Origin of the sequence: Burkholderia perseverans (assembly GCF_022870505.1) — a bacterium.
Classification (GTDB): domain Bacteria; phylum Pseudomonadota; class Gammaproteobacteria; order Burkholderiales; family Burkholderiaceae; genus Burkholderia; species Burkholderia plantarii.
This window is the reverse complement of the sequence record NZ_CP045093.1, coordinates 1787801-1804953: the sequence shown is the minus strand read 5'-3', so window position 1 is coordinate 1804953 and position 17153 is coordinate 1787801. Positions and strand designations below refer to the sequence as shown.

Sequence of the window (17153 nt, the reverse complement as noted above, 5' to 3'; positions counted from 1 at the left end):
CTCCCGCGATCGGGCCGGGCCGGCGCCGTGCCACCGGAGCCTCGCGATGCCAACCCTGCCTTCCTCATCCACGCAGCCGCAACTGGACGGCGCGCTGCTGATCGAACAACTGCGCCGGCTCGGCGAGATCGGCGCCGATGCCGACGCGGGTGGCCGCACGCGCCTCGCGCTGACCGACGCCGAACGCGCCGGGCGCGAGCAACTGGTGGCCTGGATGCGCGAACTCGACCTGGTGGTGCGCGTTGACCGGATCGGCAACGTGTTCGGCACGCTGCCCGCCGCGCACGGCGGCACGGGCGGGAGCGATGGCGGCGATGACGGCCACGCGCGCGCGCTGATGATCGGCTCGCATATCGACACGGTGGCGAACGCCGGCGCGCTCGACGGCTGCTACGGCGTGCTGGCCGGCCTGGCCGTGGTGCGCGCGCTGCGCGAGGCCGGCATCGCGCCGGCGCGGCCGGTCACGGTGGCCGCCTTCACCAACGAGGAAGGCGTGCGCTACCAGCCCGACATGATGGGCTCGCTGGTCCACGCGGGCGGCCTGGACGTGGACGCGGCGCTCGACACGATCGGCATCGACGGCACGCGGCTCGGCGACGAACTCGCGCGGATCGGTTTCGCCGGCGAGCTGGCGCCCGGCTCGATCGTGCCGCATGCGTATCTGGAGCTGCATATCGAGCAGGGGCCGATCCTGGAGGCCGAGGGCGTGCGGATCGGCGTGGTGGAGAACCTGCAGGGCATCTCGTGGCAGCGCGTGCGCGTGCGCGGCAACGCCAACCACGCCGGCACCACGCCCACCCGCCTGCGCCACGACGCCGGCTTCGTGGCCGCCGCCACGGCGGTGTTCCTGCGCGAGCTGGCCGTGCAGGCCGGCACCACGCTCGCCACCGTCGGCATGCTGCGGCTGGAGCCGAACCTGATCAACGTGATTCCGCGCAGCGCCGAGTTCACGGTGGATCTGCGCGATCCCGACGAGGCGCGCCTGCAGCAGGCCGAACGACGGCTCGCGGTGTTTCTCGCCGAGCTCGCGCGGCGCGAGGGCGTGACGATCGACACCGAGCGGCTCGTGCGCTTCGAGCCCGTGAGGTTCGACGCGCAGCTGGCCGATACGATCGAGGCCACGGCCGAGCGGCTCGGCTTCACGCACCGGCGCATGACCTCGGGCGCCGGCCACGACGCGCAGATGATCGCGCGCATCGCGCCGGCCGCGATGATCTTCGTGCCGAGCCGCGGCGGCATCAGCCACAACCCGCGCGAGCATACGGACGAGGATCAGCTGATCGATGGCGCGCGCGTGCTGCTCGACGTGGTGCTGGCGCAGCTCGCGCGCGCCTGACGACGCACGCCGGCCCGGCACCGGGCCGGCTCACAGCCAGCCGTCGACAGCACGCCCGCCAAATCACCCACCCCGATATTCCTTCTTCACGCACGCTCATAACCTTCTGCCTATCCGTTATTGGATCGGCGCGCGGCCGCTTCTTATACTGGGCTTCGCTTGGCACTCGAACGATACGAGTGCCAATTTCACAGCAAACTTTCCAGAGAGGAACGCCGAGATGAGCCTTCGTCCGCTGCACGATCGCGTGATCGTGAAACGACTCGATCAGGAAACCAAGACGGCGTCGGGCATCGTGCTGCCCGACAGCGCCGCCGAGAAGCCGGACCAGGGCGAGGTGCTCGCGGTCGGCCCGGGCCGCCGTGACAACGACGGCAAGCGCATCGACCCCGACCTGAAGGTGGGCGACCGCGTGCTGTTCGGCAAGTACGCCGGCCAGACCGTGAAGCTCGACAACAACGAACTGCTGGTACTGCGCGAGGAAGACATCTTCGCGGTGGTCAACGTCTGATTTCGAGGGAGCAACCAACATGGCAGCCAAGGACATCGTATTCGGCGACGTGAACCGCGCCAAACTGATCGAGGGCGTGAACGTGCTGGCCGACGCCGTCAAGGTCACGCTCGGGCCGAAGGGCCGCAACGTGGTGCTCGAGCGCAGCTTCGGCGCGCCGGTCGTCACCAAGGACGGCGTGTCGGTCGCCAAGGAGATCGAGCTGGCCGACAAGCTGCAGAACATCGGCGCGCAACTCGTCAAGGAAGTGGCGTCGAAGACCAGCGACAGCGCCGGCGACGGCACCACCACCGCCACCGTGCTCGCGCAGGCGATCGTTCGTGAAGGGCAGAAGTACGTCGCGGCCGGGCTCAACCCGCTCGACCTGAAGCGCGGCATCGACCGCGCCGTGATCGCCGCCGTCGAGGAACTGAAGAAGATCAGCAAGCCGACCACCACCAGCAAGGAGATCGCGCAGGTGGCGACGATCTCGGCGAACGGCGAGGAATCGATCGGCCAGCGCATCGCCGAGGCGATCGACCGGGTCGGCAAGGAAGGCGTGATCACGGTGGAGGACGGCAAGTCGCTCGCCGACGAACTCGACGTGGTGGAGGGCCTGCAGTTCGATCGCGGCTATCTCTCGCCGTACTTCGTCAACAACCCCGACCGCCAGGTCGCGGTGCTCGACAGCCCGTACATCCTGCTGCACGACAAGAAGGTGTCGAACATCCGCGACCTGCTGCCGGTGCTCGAACAGGTCGCGAAGGCGGGCCGGCCGCTGCTGATCATCGCCGAGGACGTGGAAGGCGAGGCGCTCGCCACGCTGGTGGTCAACAACATTCGCGGCATCCTGAAGACGGTGGCCGTCAAGGCGCCCGGCTTCGGCGACCGCCGCAAGGCGCTGCTGGAGGACATCGCGATCCTCACCGGCGGCCAGGTGATCGCCGAGGAAACCGGCCTCACGCTCGAGAAGGCGACGCTCGCCGAGCTGGGCCAGGCCAAGCGCATCGAGGTGGGCAAGGAGAACACCACGGTGATCGACGGCGCCGGCGACAAGGCCAGCATCGAGGCGCGCGTCAAGCAGATCCGCGTGCAGATCGAGGACGCCACCTCCGACTACGACCGCGAGAAGCTGCAGGAGCGCGTGGCGAAGCTGGCGGGCGGCGTGGCCGTGATCAAGGTGGGCGGCGCGACCGAGATCGAGGTGAAGGAGAAGAAGGATCGCGTGGACGACGCGCTGCACGCCACGCGCGCGGCCGTCGAGGAGGGCATCGTGCCGGGCGGCGGCGTGGCGCTGATCCGCGTCAAGCAGGCGATCCGCGACGTGCAGGGCATCAACGCCGACCAGAACGCCGGCGTGAAGATCGTGCTGCGCGCGCTGGAGGAACCGCTGCGCCAGATCGTGACCAACGCCGGCGAGGAAGCGAGCGTGGTGGTGGCGAAGGTGGCCGAGGGCAGCGGCAACTTCGGCTACAACGCGGCCACCGGCGAATACGGCGATCTGGTGGAATCGGGCGTGCTCGATCCGACCAAGGTCACGCGCACGGCGCTGCAGAACGCGGCGTCGGTGGCGGGCCTGCTGCTGACCACCGACGCCACCGTCCACGAGGCGCCGAAGCCGGCCGCGCCGGCGGCACCGGGCGGCGCGCCGGGCGGTCCGGATCTCGGGTTCTGACGACGGCGCTTGAATGTCGACGCGCGCTTGATGCGCGCTTCAACGCAACGCGCGGCCCGCCGGTTTCGGCGGGCCGCGTGTTTTTGGCGAGTCGCCCGGATGCGAGAGACGCGCCGCGATCGCTCACGCGCCGCGGCGCGCCGGCATCACTTGGCGTTGTCGGGAATCGACCAGAGGAATTCCGTCTGCAGATGCTTCTGGAACACCGGGTCGGTGCGCGACAGGTACATGTCGGTCAGGTAGGCGAGCCGCTTGCTGCCGTCGAACGCCGCCGACGCCGTGCCGTGGCAGGCCATGCAGTTGGTCTGGACGCCGACCGTGGCCATGTAGGTCTTGCCCGTGGCCGGGTTGGTGATGCCCGGGTTGGCCGGCGTCGGCCCGAACGTGGCGGCGTTGAATCCCGACTCGAGATACGGGTTGTAGGCGATCACCGGCTCGCCCACGCTCTTGCCGCCGCTCACCGGCTGGTTCGGCGCGACCATCTGGTAGCCGATCGTCATCGCGTAGTGGGCGGCCGGCCCGGTCAGCTGGGCCGGCCGGTGCGAGGCCACCTCGGCGCTGCTCGGCAGCGGCGGGTTCGCCGGATCGGGCGTCCAGAAATAGCTCTGCCAGGTCCACTCGGTCATCTCGCGCGAGGTCACGTGCATGGCGACCAGGATCACGGTGTCGCCCAGCTCGATGTCGGTGAGGCGGCTCGTGCTCTTGATCTGGTCGATGTTGTCCTTCGTCACCGTGGCATGGATGAAGTCGCCGAGGCCATAGGTGCTGTTCGCCGTCGGTCCCTTGCAGGTCGGATCGACGCCGCTGGCCGTCGAGGTGCCGGTGTTCTGGTTGTCGACGTAGACGCAGCCGGGCCATGAGCTTTCGGGGAAGCCCTCGGACTTGATCTTGGGCGTGATGACCTCGGGCGTGCCGGGCCAGGCGGGCATCACGTAGAGGTTCTGGAACGAGTGGGCCTTGCTGACCACCTTGTACACCGGCTTGATGGTGACCGCCGTGTCGGGGAAGGCCGGGATCGACGCGTTGCCGGCCTTGTAGATGGCCCGCAGCGCGGCGAGCGAGAACAGGTTGTTCTGCTGCGCGAACGCGGCGGCGCTCGGATCGTAGCCGACCGTCTCGGTCACGTCGGTATCGCGCACGCTCATCGGCGTGGACGACGCGGCGCCCAGGAGCTTCCGGTGCTTGGCGGCATCCTTCTCCAGCTTCGCTTCCTTGTTCAGCTTGTCGATCAGCGATTTGCTGCGGAAGAACTGCGTCGGCAGGCCGAGCGTCAGCGCGCGCTGTACGTGGGCCAGCTTCATGGCGTTGGGCGCGGTGCCCGGCGGCAGCTTGGCGATTTCCTGCGGCGACAGCCAGGTCAGGTAGACCGGGACGTTCTGGATGCCGAATTCGGTCTGGCCGCTCGGCGCGGTCAGCGAGGCCCACAGGCCCCAGCCATGCAGGTCGATCGATTGCCGGTTGGCGGCCGTGGGCTGGTTGACCCAGCCGAGCAGCGTGGCTTCCGTTTCGGGAAAGTGATAACCGGGAATCTGCGGGTCGGGCAGCGGGACGGGATCGGCGTGTACGGACGCGGCGGCACCGGCGAGCAGCGCGGCGAGTGCCGCGGCCCGGTAATGGACGGTTTTCATGGCGAGGCCCCTGTTGGTCTGATTTCTTGTTGATACGACGGAACGGCTTCTGATTTTCCGGAATCACGGCTTCCGTTATTGCGTTCGAATTACCCCGCCATCCGATGTGGCTTGTATTGTGTGGAAACGGGGCGGGTCTTTTCCCGCGCTTCGTATCTTAGCCGCTCGTGCAGAAACTGCAATTGGTTTTTACGAAATGCCTGCGAGCCCCGGCCCGGGCGGTTTCTGGCATGGCGGCGCGGCCCGGCATGCTGCAATGCGATCGCGCCGGATGCGCGCCCGTCGTGCCGGGAATCAAGATTTCTTGAAATTGCCGATATTATCCGGCTTCGTTAGGTGCGGCGATCATGGATTATCTCGCCGGCCGGTGTCGCGATTATCGAGGCGAAAGCGCGCGCCACCGCGCCGTCGTTCGATAATCGCGATCTGCGCCTCGGGAGCGCGCCGGTTTCAACCCGGCTGCGCGATCAGTTTCGCGATTTCCGCTTCGGTCTTCTCGTAATCGCCTTCACCGAATTGCCGGTAGGCGATGTTCCCCGACTTGTCGATCAGATAGAACGCCGGCCAGTACTGGTTGCCGTAGGCGCGCCAGGTGGCGTAGTCGTTGTCCTGCGCGACCGGGTAGGTCAGGCCGAAGCGCCGGACCGCGTCGCGCACGTTGGCCGTGCTGCGTTCGAACGGGTATTCGGGCGTATGCACGCCGATCACGGCCAGCCCCTGTGCGCGGTATTTCTCGTGCCAGCGCTCGACGTAGGGCAGCGTGTGGATGCAGTTGATGCAGGTATAGGTCCAGAAATCGACGAGCACCACCTTGCCGCGCAGTTGCGCGAGCGACTGCGGCGGCCCGTTCAGCCAGTGGTCGATGCCGGTGAAGTCGGGCGCAGCGCCAGTGGCGGGCGGCTCGACGCCGCGCGTGACGGTGGACGCAAGGGCGGCTGGCCGGGCGGCGGCAAGCACGACGAGGCTGGCGGTGGCGACGATCGCGGCGGTACACAGACGATAAAGCGGACGCATGATGGGGCTCCTGGATGGCTTCGACGAGGGCGGCGCGACGGTGGTGATGCCTCGCGCGCCGCGGCGGTGGAAGCATTGGAGCGCGCCCGCGTATCGCCGATGTTTCGGCCGGCCCGGGGCTGTGCAATGTTGTGTATCGAGGGTGATTTCAGATACATTGCGACACAAATCGACGGCCGCCATCAGCTATAAAACCGTCATTGCTCAATGACAGAAGGAGGCTGGCACGATGAACGCCGACACTTTTCACGGTTCCTGCCACTGCGGGGCCGTTCGCTTCGAGGTGCGCACGCCGCTCGCGCCGGCCACGCGCTGCAACTGCAGCCTGTGCCGCCGCAAGGGCGCGCTGATGTCGCCGCCGTTCACGCGCGACGCGCTGACCATCCTCGCCGGCGAGGACGCGCTGGCCGAATATCGCTTCAACAGCCGCGCGGCGCGCCACTTCTTCTGCCGCCATTGCGGGATCTATCCGTTCCACCAGACGCGCGTGGACCCCACGCGCTGGCGCGCCAACCTCGGTTGCCTCGAGGGCGTGGACCCCTACGCGCAGCAGGCCAACCTCAACGACGGCGCGAGCCTGTCGGTGGTGGAGGACGCATGAGCCACGCCCTGCGGGCACCGCTTGCGCCGCGGCGCCATCCGCTGCTGCGGTTCGTCGCGATCGTCGCGTTCGCGGCGGGCGGTTTCGCCACCGAACTCGCGCATCCGCTCGTCTGCACCACGCTCGCCGCGCGCGGCCCGGCGGCGGTGCGCCGGCGCGATCGCGATCGCGATGGCGAGGGTGACGTCAACGGAGAGGCGCGCGCATGATGAACGAGCGCCCCGATCACGTGCTGGTGGTCGACGACGATCGCGGCATCCGCGAGCTGGTCGGCCAGTACCTGGAAAAGAACGGCATGCGCGTGTCGCTGGCTGCGAACGGCCGCGAGATGCGCGGCCAGCTCGAGAACGGCGCGCCGGACCTGATCGTGCTCGACGTGATGATGCCCGGCGACGACGGGCTGGTGCTGTGCCGCGAGCTGCGCGCCGGCAAGCACCGCGCGGTGCCGGTGGTGATGCTGACCGCGCGCGACGAGGAAACCGACCGCATCGTCGGCCTCGAAATGGGCGCCGACGATTACCTGACCAAGCCGTTCGCGGTGCGCGAACTGTACGCACGGATCCGCTCCGTGCTGCGCCGCACGCGGATGCTGCCGCCCGGCATGCAGGTGAGCGAGGCCGCGCAGTGGCTCGCGTTCGGCGACTGGCGGCTCGACACCACCGGCCGCCATCTGCTCGACGAGGCCGGCACGCTGGTGGCGCTGAGCGGCGCCGAATACCGGCTGCTGCGCGTGTTCCTCGACCATCCGCAGCGCGTGCTGACGCGCGACCAATTGCTGAACCTCACGCAGGGCCGCCAGGCCGATCCGTTCGACCGCTCGATCGACCTGCTCGTGAGCCGCCTGCGCCAGCGCCTGCGCGACACCGCGCGCGAGCCGCGCTACATCAAGACGCTGCGCAGCGAGGGCTACGTGTTCTCCGCGGCCGTGGCCGTGATCGACGAGCCGACATGACCGACACCGCCCGCGCGCGCTGGCCGCGCTCGCTGTTCGCGCGGCTCGCGCTGATCCTCTGCGTGGGGCTCGCGGCCGCGCAGATGCTGTCGTTCTGGCTGACGCTGACCGAGCGCGACCAGGCCACCACCACGCTGATGATGGGCTACATCGAGCGCGAGGTGGTGGCCTCGGTGGCGCTGCTCGACCATCTGCCGCCCGCCGAGCGCGCGGCCTGGCTGCCGCGGCTCGCGCGGCGCAGCTACCGCTTCGAACTCGGGCCGGGCGTGGCGGGCGGGCCGGTGGACGCCGCGCTGTCGGCGCGCGTCGAGCGCTCGATCAGCGACGGCATCGGCCGCACCTATGCCGTGACCGCCAACGCGATTCCCGGCGACAGCGAACACCTGCAGGTCCACCTGAAACTCAGCGACGGCACGCCGCTCACGATCGACGCGCACCCGGTGTCGGGCGTGCCGCTGTCGGGCTGGCTGCCGGTGGTGATGCTGCTGCAGCTGGCGGTGCTGGCCACCTGCTGCTGGTTCGCGGTGCGGCTCGCCACGCGGCCGCTGCATGCGCTGGCCAAGGCCGCCGACGCGCTCGGGCCGGACCTGAAGGGCGAGCGCATGCCCGAGGGCGGGCCTTCCGAGGTGGCGCGCGCCGCGCGCGCGTTCAACGCGATGCAGGACCGGATCGCCACCTACACGGCCGAACGCATGCAGATCCTCGCCTCGATCTCGCACGACCTGCAGACGCCGATCACGCGCATGCGGCTGCGCGTGGACGTGATGGACGACGAGGCGCAGGCCGCCAAGCTGCGCCAGGACCTGACCGAGATGGCGCAGCTCGTGAAGGAGGGCGTCGCCTACGCGCGCACCGTGCATGGCGCCTCGGAGGCGCCGTGCCGGATCGATCTCGATGCGCTGCTCGACAGCATGATCTGCGACTACGAGGACGCCGGGCAGGACGTGCGTTTCGAGGCACGCGCCGAGATCGCCGTGATGGCACGCCCGCAGGCACTGCGGCGCGTAGTGGGCAACCTGCTCGACAACGCGCTGAAGTTCGCCGGCGCGGCGCAGGTGCGGGTCACCGTGTCGCCGCGCGGCGAGGCCGTGATCGCCGTGCTCGACCGCGGCCCGGGGATTCCGGCGGATTCGCTCGACGCCGTGTTCGAGCCGTTCGTGCGGATCGAGACGTCGCGCAACCGCGGCACCGGCGGCACCGGGCTCGGGCTCGCGATCGCGCGGCAGTTGACGCAGGCGATGGATGCCACGCTCGTGCTGCGCAATCGCGAGGGCGGCGGGCTCGAGGCGCGACTCACGCTGAAGGCCGATACGGCCTGACGTGCCGCGTCATCGATGGTTCGACACGCTTCATCACGCAGGAGGCGCGCAGCGCATCGCGCCCGGTGGTCTCGCATCGCCGGCGGCACCGTTGCCGCGCGAGGCTGATATCGATATCAACCTGCAGCGCTGAAGCGCACGCGCCGGACTGCACGCATCGCGAAGTTGCAGTAGGTTAACGCTCCGGCGATGCATGGCGCATCGCCAGTCAAGGCGGGCGCGCCGGCGAGGAATCGCGCGGCGCGGCCACGCTCGTTACAACCTACTTTCGGGAACTGGCATGGAATATCGACATCTCGGCGCATCAGGCTTCAAGGTTCCGGTACTGAGCTTCGGCACCGGCACGTTCGGCGGCAAGGGGGAATTCTTCCAGGCATGGGGCGAGACCGACGTCGCCGAGGCGCGCCGCCTCGTCGACATCTGCCTCGACGCCGGCCTGACCATGTTCGACAGCGCCGACATCTATTCGGGCGGGGCCTCGGAGCAAGTGCTCGGCGAGGCGCTGAAGGGCCGCCGCGACAAGGCGCTGATCTCGACCAAGGCGACCTTTCGTTTCGATGACGGCCCGAACAACGTCGGCTCGTCGCGCTTCCACCTGATCAACTCCGTCGACGCGGCGCTCAAGCGCCTGCAGACCGACTACATCGACCTGTTCCAGCTGCACGGTTTCGATGCGAAGACGCCGGTGCAGGAAGTGCTTTCGACGCTCGATGATCTGGTGCGCGCGGGCAAGATCCGCTACATCGGCGTGTCGAATTTCTCGGGCTGGCACCTGATGAAGTCGCTCGACGTGGCCGATCGCTACGGCTATCCGCGCTACGTCGCGAACCAGACCTACTACTCGCTGGTGGGCCGCGACTATGAGTGGGAGCTGATGCCACTCGGCCTCGACCAGGGCGTGGGCGCCGTGGTGTGGAGCCCGCTCGGCTGGGGTCGCCTGACCGGCAAGATCCGTCGCGGCCAGCCGCTGCCGGCCACCAGCCGGCTGCACAAGACCGCCGACAAGGGACCGCAGGTGCCGGAGGCGTATCTGTACCGCGTGGTCGACGCGCTCGATGAGGTGGCCGCCGAGACCGGCAAGACGATTCCGCAGATCGCACTGAACTGGCTGCTGCAGCGTCCCACCGTGGCGACCGTGCTGATCGGTGCGCGCAACGAGGAGCAACTGCGGCAGAACCTCGGCGCGATCGGCTGGAATCTGACGCCGGAGCAGGTGGCAAAGCTCGATGCGGCTAGCCGCGTGGAGCCGGCTTATCCGTATTGGCATCAGGCCGGGTTCGAGGAGCGGAATCCGTCGCCGGTTTGAGGCGGGTGCCGGGCCGGGCGCCACTGCCGGCATGATTTTTTGATCGGCATTTCAGGCATTCGTCGGGCGTTTTTCTGGCGCCCGTTTTCTTTGCGGCATGCGGTCTGTTACCGAGTTCTGTTTGAGCCCGGCGGCCGTCATGCGTGCCGGCCGCTCGCAATTCGACCATGTCGACGGGAATGGAGTCCGCCGGCGCGGCGGCCTTGGGCGCTCTCGGTGGCCCGCTTTCCGGCGTCATTGGTGATGGTTGATTCATCATTTTTACGTTTGAAACGAAAACAATGAATGAATCATTTCAAATAACCGATTCCAGCCGATTCGATGAATTCGAATCAACACCGAATTGATTGATTCCGGAAATGAAACCTGAAAAGTATTGGCCAACGCGTGCTTATCGCGCATCTCATCGGCGCGTGTCGGCGATTCGGAAAAAATATGACGAATGGTCGCTGTCGCCCGGCCGGCAGGCCTGCCAAGGCTGCGGACGACCAGGAAATAAGTACTGAATCGCGGTTCGCATCCGGCAATTTATTCCCGATTTTCGAATCGCCGCAGCCCAATCCGGTCAACACCCGCCGCCACACCACCGCAACCACCCAGCTTTAAAAGAATTTCTCCAATATCTACGCAACAGTATGGCGCCTTGTTTCGGGAATGCGTAGAATCGCGTGGCCCGGGGGGGCACGCCAGAACGCGAATAAGAATGGGGTTGCAGGTGGATATTCAATCGATAATGTCCGCGCTACGCGGCGGTCTGCTTCAGCAGGACCGGTTGCTCAAACTCGATACGACCTTGCCGGCCGACACGCTGATCGTTTCGCGTGCGGTCGGCCATGCGCGGCTCGGCCGCGACGTCGAATGGACGCTCGACGTCGTCTCGACGGTCAGCAACCTCGAACTGAAGGCGCTGATCGCGCAGCCGGTCACGCTATGGATCCAGCAGGGCGACGGCAGCTACCGCCCGGTGCAGGGCTACGTGCTGGTGGCGCGCCGGCTCGGCTCGGACGGCGCGATGACGCTCTACCAGCTGCGCTTCACCTCGGCGCTGCACTTCCTGCACTACCGGCGCGACGAGCGCTACTGGCAGGACCAGGCCGCCGACGCGATCATCACCGACGTGCTGAACCGGCATCCGCAGCTGCAGGGGCGCTTTCGCTTCGACCTGTCGCGCAAGCTGCCGGCGCGCTCGTATTGCCGCCAGCACGAGACCGACTGGAACTTCGTCCACCGGATGATGGAGTCCGAAGGGCTCTATTGCTACTGGGAATATGCCTCGGACGGCAGCTCGCAGACGATGGTGATCGTCGACGCGCTGTACGCGACGCCGGCGCCGTTCGACGTCGGGTTCCAGCGCCAGGGCTCCCACGTCGAGGCCGACGCGCTGGGGCACTGGGCCGGCTCGCGCATGCTGCAGAGCGCCCATCACACCACGCGCACGTTCGATTACAAGAATCCGTCCACGCCGTACAACCCGAAGGGCACCACGCTGCCCACGCGCGCCGATCAGGGCGAGCTGCCGCAACAGCTCGAGGTGTACGAATACACCGGCGCCTATGCCTACGCCGAGCACGAGCGCGGGGAATCGCTGTCGCAGATCCAGGTCGAGGAATGGGAATCGCGCGCGAAGCGCTTCCACGGCAGCGGCGCCCTGCGCGCGATCGATGCGGGGCGCCGCTTCGTGCTGAACGGCCATCCCGAGCACGATCGCGACCGCGCCCAGCAGCGCGAGTTCGTGGCGATCGACGTGCGCTGGACGATCCAGAACAACGTGGCGATCCCCGACTTCCGCTTTCCGCATAGCCTTGCTGAAGCGCCCGAGTTCGCGCGCGCGGCGAGCGGCGGGCAGGCGCAGCCGGTCGCGCACGCGGACGGCTCGACCGGCTTCTATCACGTCGACATCGAGGCCCAGCGCACCACCATTCCGTATCGCAGCCCGCTCGAGCACGAGAAGCCGGAGATGCATCTGGAGACCGCCACCGTGGTCGGCCCGAGCGGCGAGGAGGTATATACCGACGAGCTGAACCGGGTCAAGGTGCGCTTCCACTGGGACCGCCAGAACGACGGCGACGAGCGCGCCTCGTGCTGGCTGCGCGTGGCGCAGTCCGATTCCGGCAGCGGCTACGGCGGCGTGCATCTGCCGCGGGTCGGCGAGGAAGTGGGGGTGGGCTACTTCGGCGGCGATTGCGACCGGCCGATCGTGTTGTTCCGCGTGTTCAACGGCAAGACGCGCCCGCAGTGGCACAGCAACGGCATCCTGTCGGGCTTTCGCACCAAGGAATACGCGGGCAGCGGCTTCAACGAGCTGGTGCTCGACGACGCCACCGGCCAGAATCGCGCGAAGCTCGCGAGCAGCATCGGCAGCACGGCGCTGCACCTCGGCTACCTGATCGACCAGCAGGGCAACCTGCGCGGCAACTATCTCGGCAGCGGCTTCGACCTGCGCACCGATCATTACGGCGCGGTGCGCGCCAACCGCGGCCTGTACGTGACCACCCACGCGAAGGGCGCCACGAGCCAGCCGCTCGACGCGGGCGAAACGCAGCGTCAGCTCGAGAGCGCCGGCAGCCTGATGGACACGCTCTCGCAGGCCGGCGTCGAGCATCACGCCGAGGGGCTCGACAGCGGGCGCGCGGCGCTCAAGACGCTGCTCGACGCGACCCGGCTCGACGCGGCGGGCGCGGCGCTGGGCGGACGCACCGCGGGCGGCGGCATCGGCAGCGCGAACGCGTTCGCCGAGCCGGTGATGATGTTCGGCAGCCCGGCCGGGATCGGCCTGTCCACGCAGCAGGCCGCGCAGATCCACGCGGACCGGCAGGTCAACCTGGTCAGCGGCGAGAGCATGCATCTCGCGGCCGGCAAGTCGCTGATCGCGAGCGTCGCGCAGAAACTGAGCCTATTCGTGCAGAGCGCCGGGATGAAGCTGTTCGCTGGCAAGGGCAAGGTGGAGATCCAGGCGCACTCGGACAACATCGAGCTGATCGCGCAGCAGACCGTGAAGGTGCTGTCCTCGGGCGCGGGCGTCGAGGTGGCCGCGAAGGGCGGCATCCTGCTGACCTCGGGCAATGCCTATATCCGCATCAAGGACGGCAACATCGAGATCCACGCGCCGGGCAAGGTCGACGTGAAGGGCGCCGAGCACCTGTTCGCCGGCCCGCAGGGCACCAATTACCCGCTGCCGCCGCTGCCGCAGGGCGAACTGATCGGCAAGCAGAGCCTGCGCTTCGCGACCTTCGGCGCGGACCAGCTGGCCGACGACATCGGCTGGACCGACAAGCCGTACCAGATCGTCAACGGCGCGAGCGAGGTCCTGGCCGCCGGGCAGATCGGGGCCGACGGCCGGCTGCCGCGCACGCTCGTGGACGCCGCGCAGACGCTGGTGCTGAAGGTAGGCACCGGCAAATGGGAAACTCACGAGGTGGTGGCCGAGACGCCCGGTGCGGAGCCGGCCGCCGGCACCGCGACCGGCACCACGGCGGCGGCATCGACATCGACACCTGCCGCCGCGAGCGGCGCGGCGGGGCCGTCCGCATCGACGGCTTCAACGCCGGCCGCCGCCGAGGACGCCGACGGCACCGACGATGCCGACGGCACCGTGCGCACCAACACCGATGCCACGCTGAGCCCGCAGGACGATCCGTATTTCCTTCCGGCGGAACAGCAGGAAGGCCAGTTCATCGACAGCCAGCATCTGGCGGCGCTGCTGACGCCGGCCGTGCTGGCGCAGGTTAGCGAAGGAGAGCAGTAAACCATGAAGACGACGAAGTCCGGCTCGCGCGTGATGGCCGCGGCGCTCGCGGCCGCCGCGCTGGGCGTGCTGGCGCAGGGTACGGCCCATGCGGAGCAGTATCAGAGCGGCGCGACGCGCTGGGACATCAAGGGCGGCAAGCTGATGATGGTGGCCGGCGTGCTCGACGACAACTCGCGCCTGCATTACCTGAACTACGCGTTCTACGTGCAGGCCAGCGACAACGCGCTGTACCTGGCGCCGATCGTCGACGATCCGAAGAAGCTGAACGACTATCGCCTCAACTTCAGCACGTTCAACGGCGGCGGCGAGATCCTGACCGACGCGGTGGTGGCGGTGAAAGGCGCCAGCACTTATCTCGTGACCGCGCACAAGGACGCCGTGCATGGCTACAACCGGCCCGCCGCGGTGACCACGCGTACCTACCGGCTGGTCGAGGGCGACGAGGCGCAATGGCGCTGGTACTTCGCGCCGGTCGCGCAGGGCGCCTACAGCGAGCAGCAGAACTACACCGTCGAGCGCGCGCTGGCCGAGACCGCGAAGGCGCTGCACTGATCCCGAACGCGTTGCGTCCATCCGCATCCCGACGAACATGACCAAGTTCATCTCCGCGACCCACGACAAGGCGACGCTGACCGTGCAGTACGTCGCCGACAACGGCGACATCCTGCTGCGCAGCGGCGGCACCATCGCCTGGCGTTTCAACAATCCGGGCAACCTGCGGCCGAAGTCGAAGTACGTGCTGACCTCGATCGGCGTGGGCAACACCGCGAGCGGCGACTTCTTCATCTTCCCCGACTACGACACCGGCCGCGCGGAGAAGAAGGCGCTGCTGCGCCGCAAGTACAACGACATGTCGATCTCGGATGCGATGCAGGTGTACGCGCCGCCCAGCGAGAACAATACCGAGGCCTACATCCAGGCGATCTGCAACGGCACCGGCTTTGCCCGCACGCGCGTGCTCAACACCATGAGCGACGCCGATCTCGATTCGATGATGAACGTGATGGAGAAGCACGAGGGCTACAACGCGCGGATCAAGACGCGCCACGAGCGCTGGATCCGCACCGCGTCGGTCACGCTGTCGGACGGCGCCAAGCCGATCCCGAACCAGAAGGTGACGGTGCAGGCCGGCGCGAAGAAGACGGTGCTGACCACCAACGCGCTCGGCCAGCTGCCGCTGCTGCCGATGGAATCGGCCGGGCAGCAGATCCAGTTCCTCGTCGACCACGCGAAGGACGGCCTGAAGCAGATCGGGCAGATCACCACGCAGAACGCCTCGGCCGCCTACGTGTTCTTCCAGGACCTGTTCCAGACCACCGCGCCCACCAGCGCGCACTACGTGAAGGACACCGTCAGGCGGGATGCGATCCCCGGCTTTCGCTACCGGATCGTGTCGGGCGACACGCTCGGCAGGATCGCGCAGAAGTTCAAGGTCAGCGTCGCGCAGCTGGAGGCGGACAACCATCTGAAGTCGTCGCGGATCTTCGCCGGCGACTACCTGATGATCAACGCGAAGAAGCCGCACGATGCGCCGGCCGCGCCGCCGAATCCGGTGGCGGTGAAGCCGGCCGCCACGCACCGGGTGGCGTCCGCGAGCGCGGCATCTCCGGCAAGCACCACGAGCACGCCCGCGCCGGCATCGTCCGGGACTGCGTCCGCGGGGCAGGGGCAAGCCGTCAGCATCGACGATTTCGCGAAGCCCGCCGGCGGCTCGGGCACGGCCGCCGCGCCGGCCTCGTCGGCTCCGGCAGCATCTCCAGCATCGGCTCCTGCCAGCGCCGCGCCGGCGCCGACCGCTGCCTCGACCACACCAGCCACACCGGCCGCGTCGGGATCATCAGCCTCGCCGACCGCCTCCCCCCCGACCGCCGGCCCCGCCGTGGTCCTCGACCGCAGCAAGCTCGGCCAGGGCCACCCGGTGGCGTTCGTGCCGGCCGCCTCGCCGCAAGCGCCGTGGATGGAGTTCGCGCTGCAGCAGGCGAAGTTCTGGCATGGCCAGAAGGAGGACGTGATCACCAAGACGATCAACTACCACAAGGAAGTGGGCGGCTCGCTGAAGTCACTGGTCGGCAACAGCAATCCGTGGTGCGCGTCGTTCGTCAACTGGTGTCTGCAGAGCGCGAAGTATCCGAAGACGGCCGCGCCGATGGATTCGCAGTCGTTTCGATTCAGCAAGAACTTCGTCAAGATCGACAAGCCGGTGTTCGGCGCCGTCGCCGTCTACAAGCATCCGAAGGGAGGCCACGCCGCGTTCGTCTACGCCCAGACCAGCGCCGGCGCGCCGATCCTGCTCGGCGGCAACCAGAGCGACGCGATCAACTTCGGCATGCAGAAGGCCGCGGAACTGAAAGGCTTCTTCGTGCCCGCCACCTACCTGCAGTTCGCGAAGGAGGAACTCGCGAAAGGCACCAAACTCGAAGTATCCACGCCCGCCAAACTGAACGAGGAATTTCACATTGCATTCGCCAGGAAGAAAGCCAATGCGGATCGCTGACCTGCTGTGCGTGGTGCTCGCCTGCGCCGCGCCGCTCGCGCACGCGGCCGGCGCACCGGCCGGCGCCGATTGCCTGACGCAGGCCGAGGTGACGAAGCTCGATACCGATTTCTGGACGAAATTCCCGTCGCCGGACGGCTTCGCCGCCTACGCGGCGCCCGACATGCGGCTCGACACGAACATCGTCGACCTGATGCGCCCCGAGCTGGCGAAGGCCGACGGCCCCACGCGCGCGCGCAGCTTCGCCACCTACGCGAGCCAGCATCCGGAATACTTCGCGCCGTTCCGCACCGCTCACAGCGCCCACTACCTGTACTACCCGGGGCGCGACCGCCACCCGGACGCGGTCAAGGAAGCCAGCGTGTTTCCGGCGAACCGGTGCGTATCGACGTTCAGTTTCGACGACGAGCGCCATACCTGCATCGCCGGCGCCCGCACGCGCGCGATGAGCTTCTCGTTCGTGAAGACGAACGGGCGCGTGCAGTTGCAAGGTATCGAAGTGGGCATGGAGGCATGCCAGCCGTGATCCGCCGGGGCCAGCCCGGCGCGATGGAATAAACGCGCGCCGCCGGGCGTTATCGTCACTGGCG

At 68.0% G+C, this 17153-nt stretch carries 14 protein-coding genes; 12 read left to right on the top strand and 2 right to left on the bottom strand.

The window, feature by feature from the left end; translation table 11 throughout:
• Nucleotides 1-46 precede the first annotated feature (46 nt).
• From BpN12_RS07555 to groL, 3 genes are all read left to right on the top strand, one after another.
• A complete protein-coding gene (locus tag BpN12_RS07555; protein ID WP_246791829.1) occupies nucleotides 47-1336 on the top strand; it encodes a Zn-dependent hydrolase in 1290 nt (429 codons plus the stop codon).
• A 220-nt stretch (nucleotides 1337-1556) separates the two neighbouring features.
• The gene (locus tag BpN12_RS07550; protein ID WP_246791828.1) at nucleotides 1557-1847 is read left to right on the top strand and encodes a co-chaperone GroES; all 291 of its coding nucleotides are present in this window, start codon (nucleotides 1557-1559) and stop codon (nucleotides 1845-1847) included.
• Nucleotides 1848-1866: 19 nt separating this feature from the next.
• Nucleotides 1867-3501 carry a chaperonin GroEL gene (groL, locus tag BpN12_RS07545; RefSeq protein ID WP_246791827.1) on the top strand — a complete coding sequence of 545 codons (1635 nt, stop codon included), beginning with the start codon at nucleotides 1867-1869 and terminating at the stop codon, nucleotides 3499-3501.
• A gap of 146 nt (nucleotides 3502-3647) precedes the next feature.
• Here the strand turns inward: groL and BpN12_RS07540 are convergent, their stop codons facing one another.
• On the bottom strand, nucleotides 3648-5129 hold the full coding sequence (locus BpN12_RS07540) for a hypothetical protein (RefSeq protein ID WP_246791826.1): 1482 nt from the start codon (nucleotides 5127-5129) through the stop codon (nucleotides 3648-3650).
• 450 nt (nucleotides 5130-5579) lie between these two features.
• Nucleotides 5580-6143, bottom strand: coding sequence for a thioredoxin family protein (locus BpN12_RS07535; protein WP_246791825.1), 564 nt, complete (start codon nucleotides 6141-6143; stop codon nucleotides 5580-5582).
• A 229-nt stretch (nucleotides 6144-6372) separates the two neighbouring features.
• Between BpN12_RS07535 and BpN12_RS07530 the strand changes: the two genes are divergently transcribed.
• From BpN12_RS07530 to BpN12_RS07490, 9 genes are all read left to right on the top strand, one after another.
• Entirely contained in the window at nucleotides 6373-6744 is a 372-nt protein-coding gene (locus BpN12_RS07530) for a GFA family protein (protein WP_246791824.1), read from the top strand.
• Complete coding sequence (locus BpN12_RS07525) at nucleotides 6741-6953, top strand: hypothetical protein (RefSeq protein ID WP_246794744.1); 213 nt, start codon at nucleotides 6741-6743, stop codon at nucleotides 6951-6953. The genes BpN12_RS07530 and BpN12_RS07525 overlap by 4 nt, the downstream gene beginning before the upstream one ends.
• Complete coding sequence (locus tag BpN12_RS07520; RefSeq protein ID WP_280529104.1) at nucleotides 6950-7696, top strand: response regulator; 747 nt, start codon at nucleotides 6950-6952, stop codon at nucleotides 7694-7696. Before BpN12_RS07525 ends, BpN12_RS07520 begins: the two co-directional genes overlap by 4 nt.
• Nucleotides 7693-9015, top strand: coding sequence for an ATP-binding protein (locus tag BpN12_RS07515; RefSeq protein ID WP_246791823.1), 1323 nt, complete (start codon nucleotides 7693-7695; stop codon nucleotides 9013-9015). Before BpN12_RS07520 ends, BpN12_RS07515 begins: the two co-directional genes overlap by 4 nt.
• Before the next feature lie 280 nt (nucleotides 9016-9295).
• Nucleotides 9296-10321, top strand: coding sequence for an aldo/keto reductase (locus BpN12_RS07510; protein WP_246791822.1), 1026 nt, complete (start codon nucleotides 9296-9298; stop codon nucleotides 10319-10321).
• Nucleotides 10322-11036: 715 nt separating this feature from the next.
• Nucleotides 11037-14066, top strand: coding sequence for a type VI secretion system Vgr family protein (locus BpN12_RS07505; RefSeq protein WP_425306251.1), 3030 nt, complete (start codon nucleotides 11037-11039; stop codon nucleotides 14064-14066).
• A 3-nt stretch (nucleotides 14067-14069) separates the two neighbouring features.
• Nucleotides 14070-14621 carry a hypothetical protein gene (locus tag BpN12_RS07500; protein WP_246791820.1) on the top strand — a complete coding sequence of 184 codons (552 nt, stop codon included), beginning with the start codon at nucleotides 14070-14072 and terminating at the stop codon, nucleotides 14619-14621.
• Nucleotides 14622-14658: 37 nt separating this feature from the next.
• Nucleotides 14659-16563, top strand: a complete 1905-nt coding sequence (locus BpN12_RS07495) for a TIGR02594 family protein (RefSeq protein WP_246791819.1) — start codon at nucleotides 14659-14661, stop codon at nucleotides 16561-16563.
• Nucleotides 16550-17089: a hypothetical protein gene (locus tag BpN12_RS07490; RefSeq protein ID WP_246791818.1), complete on the top strand. Its 540-nt coding sequence runs from the start codon at nucleotides 16550-16552 to the stop codon at nucleotides 17087-17089. Before BpN12_RS07495 ends, BpN12_RS07490 begins: the two co-directional genes overlap by 14 nt.
• The last annotated feature ends 64 nt before the right edge of the window (nucleotides 17090-17153 follow it).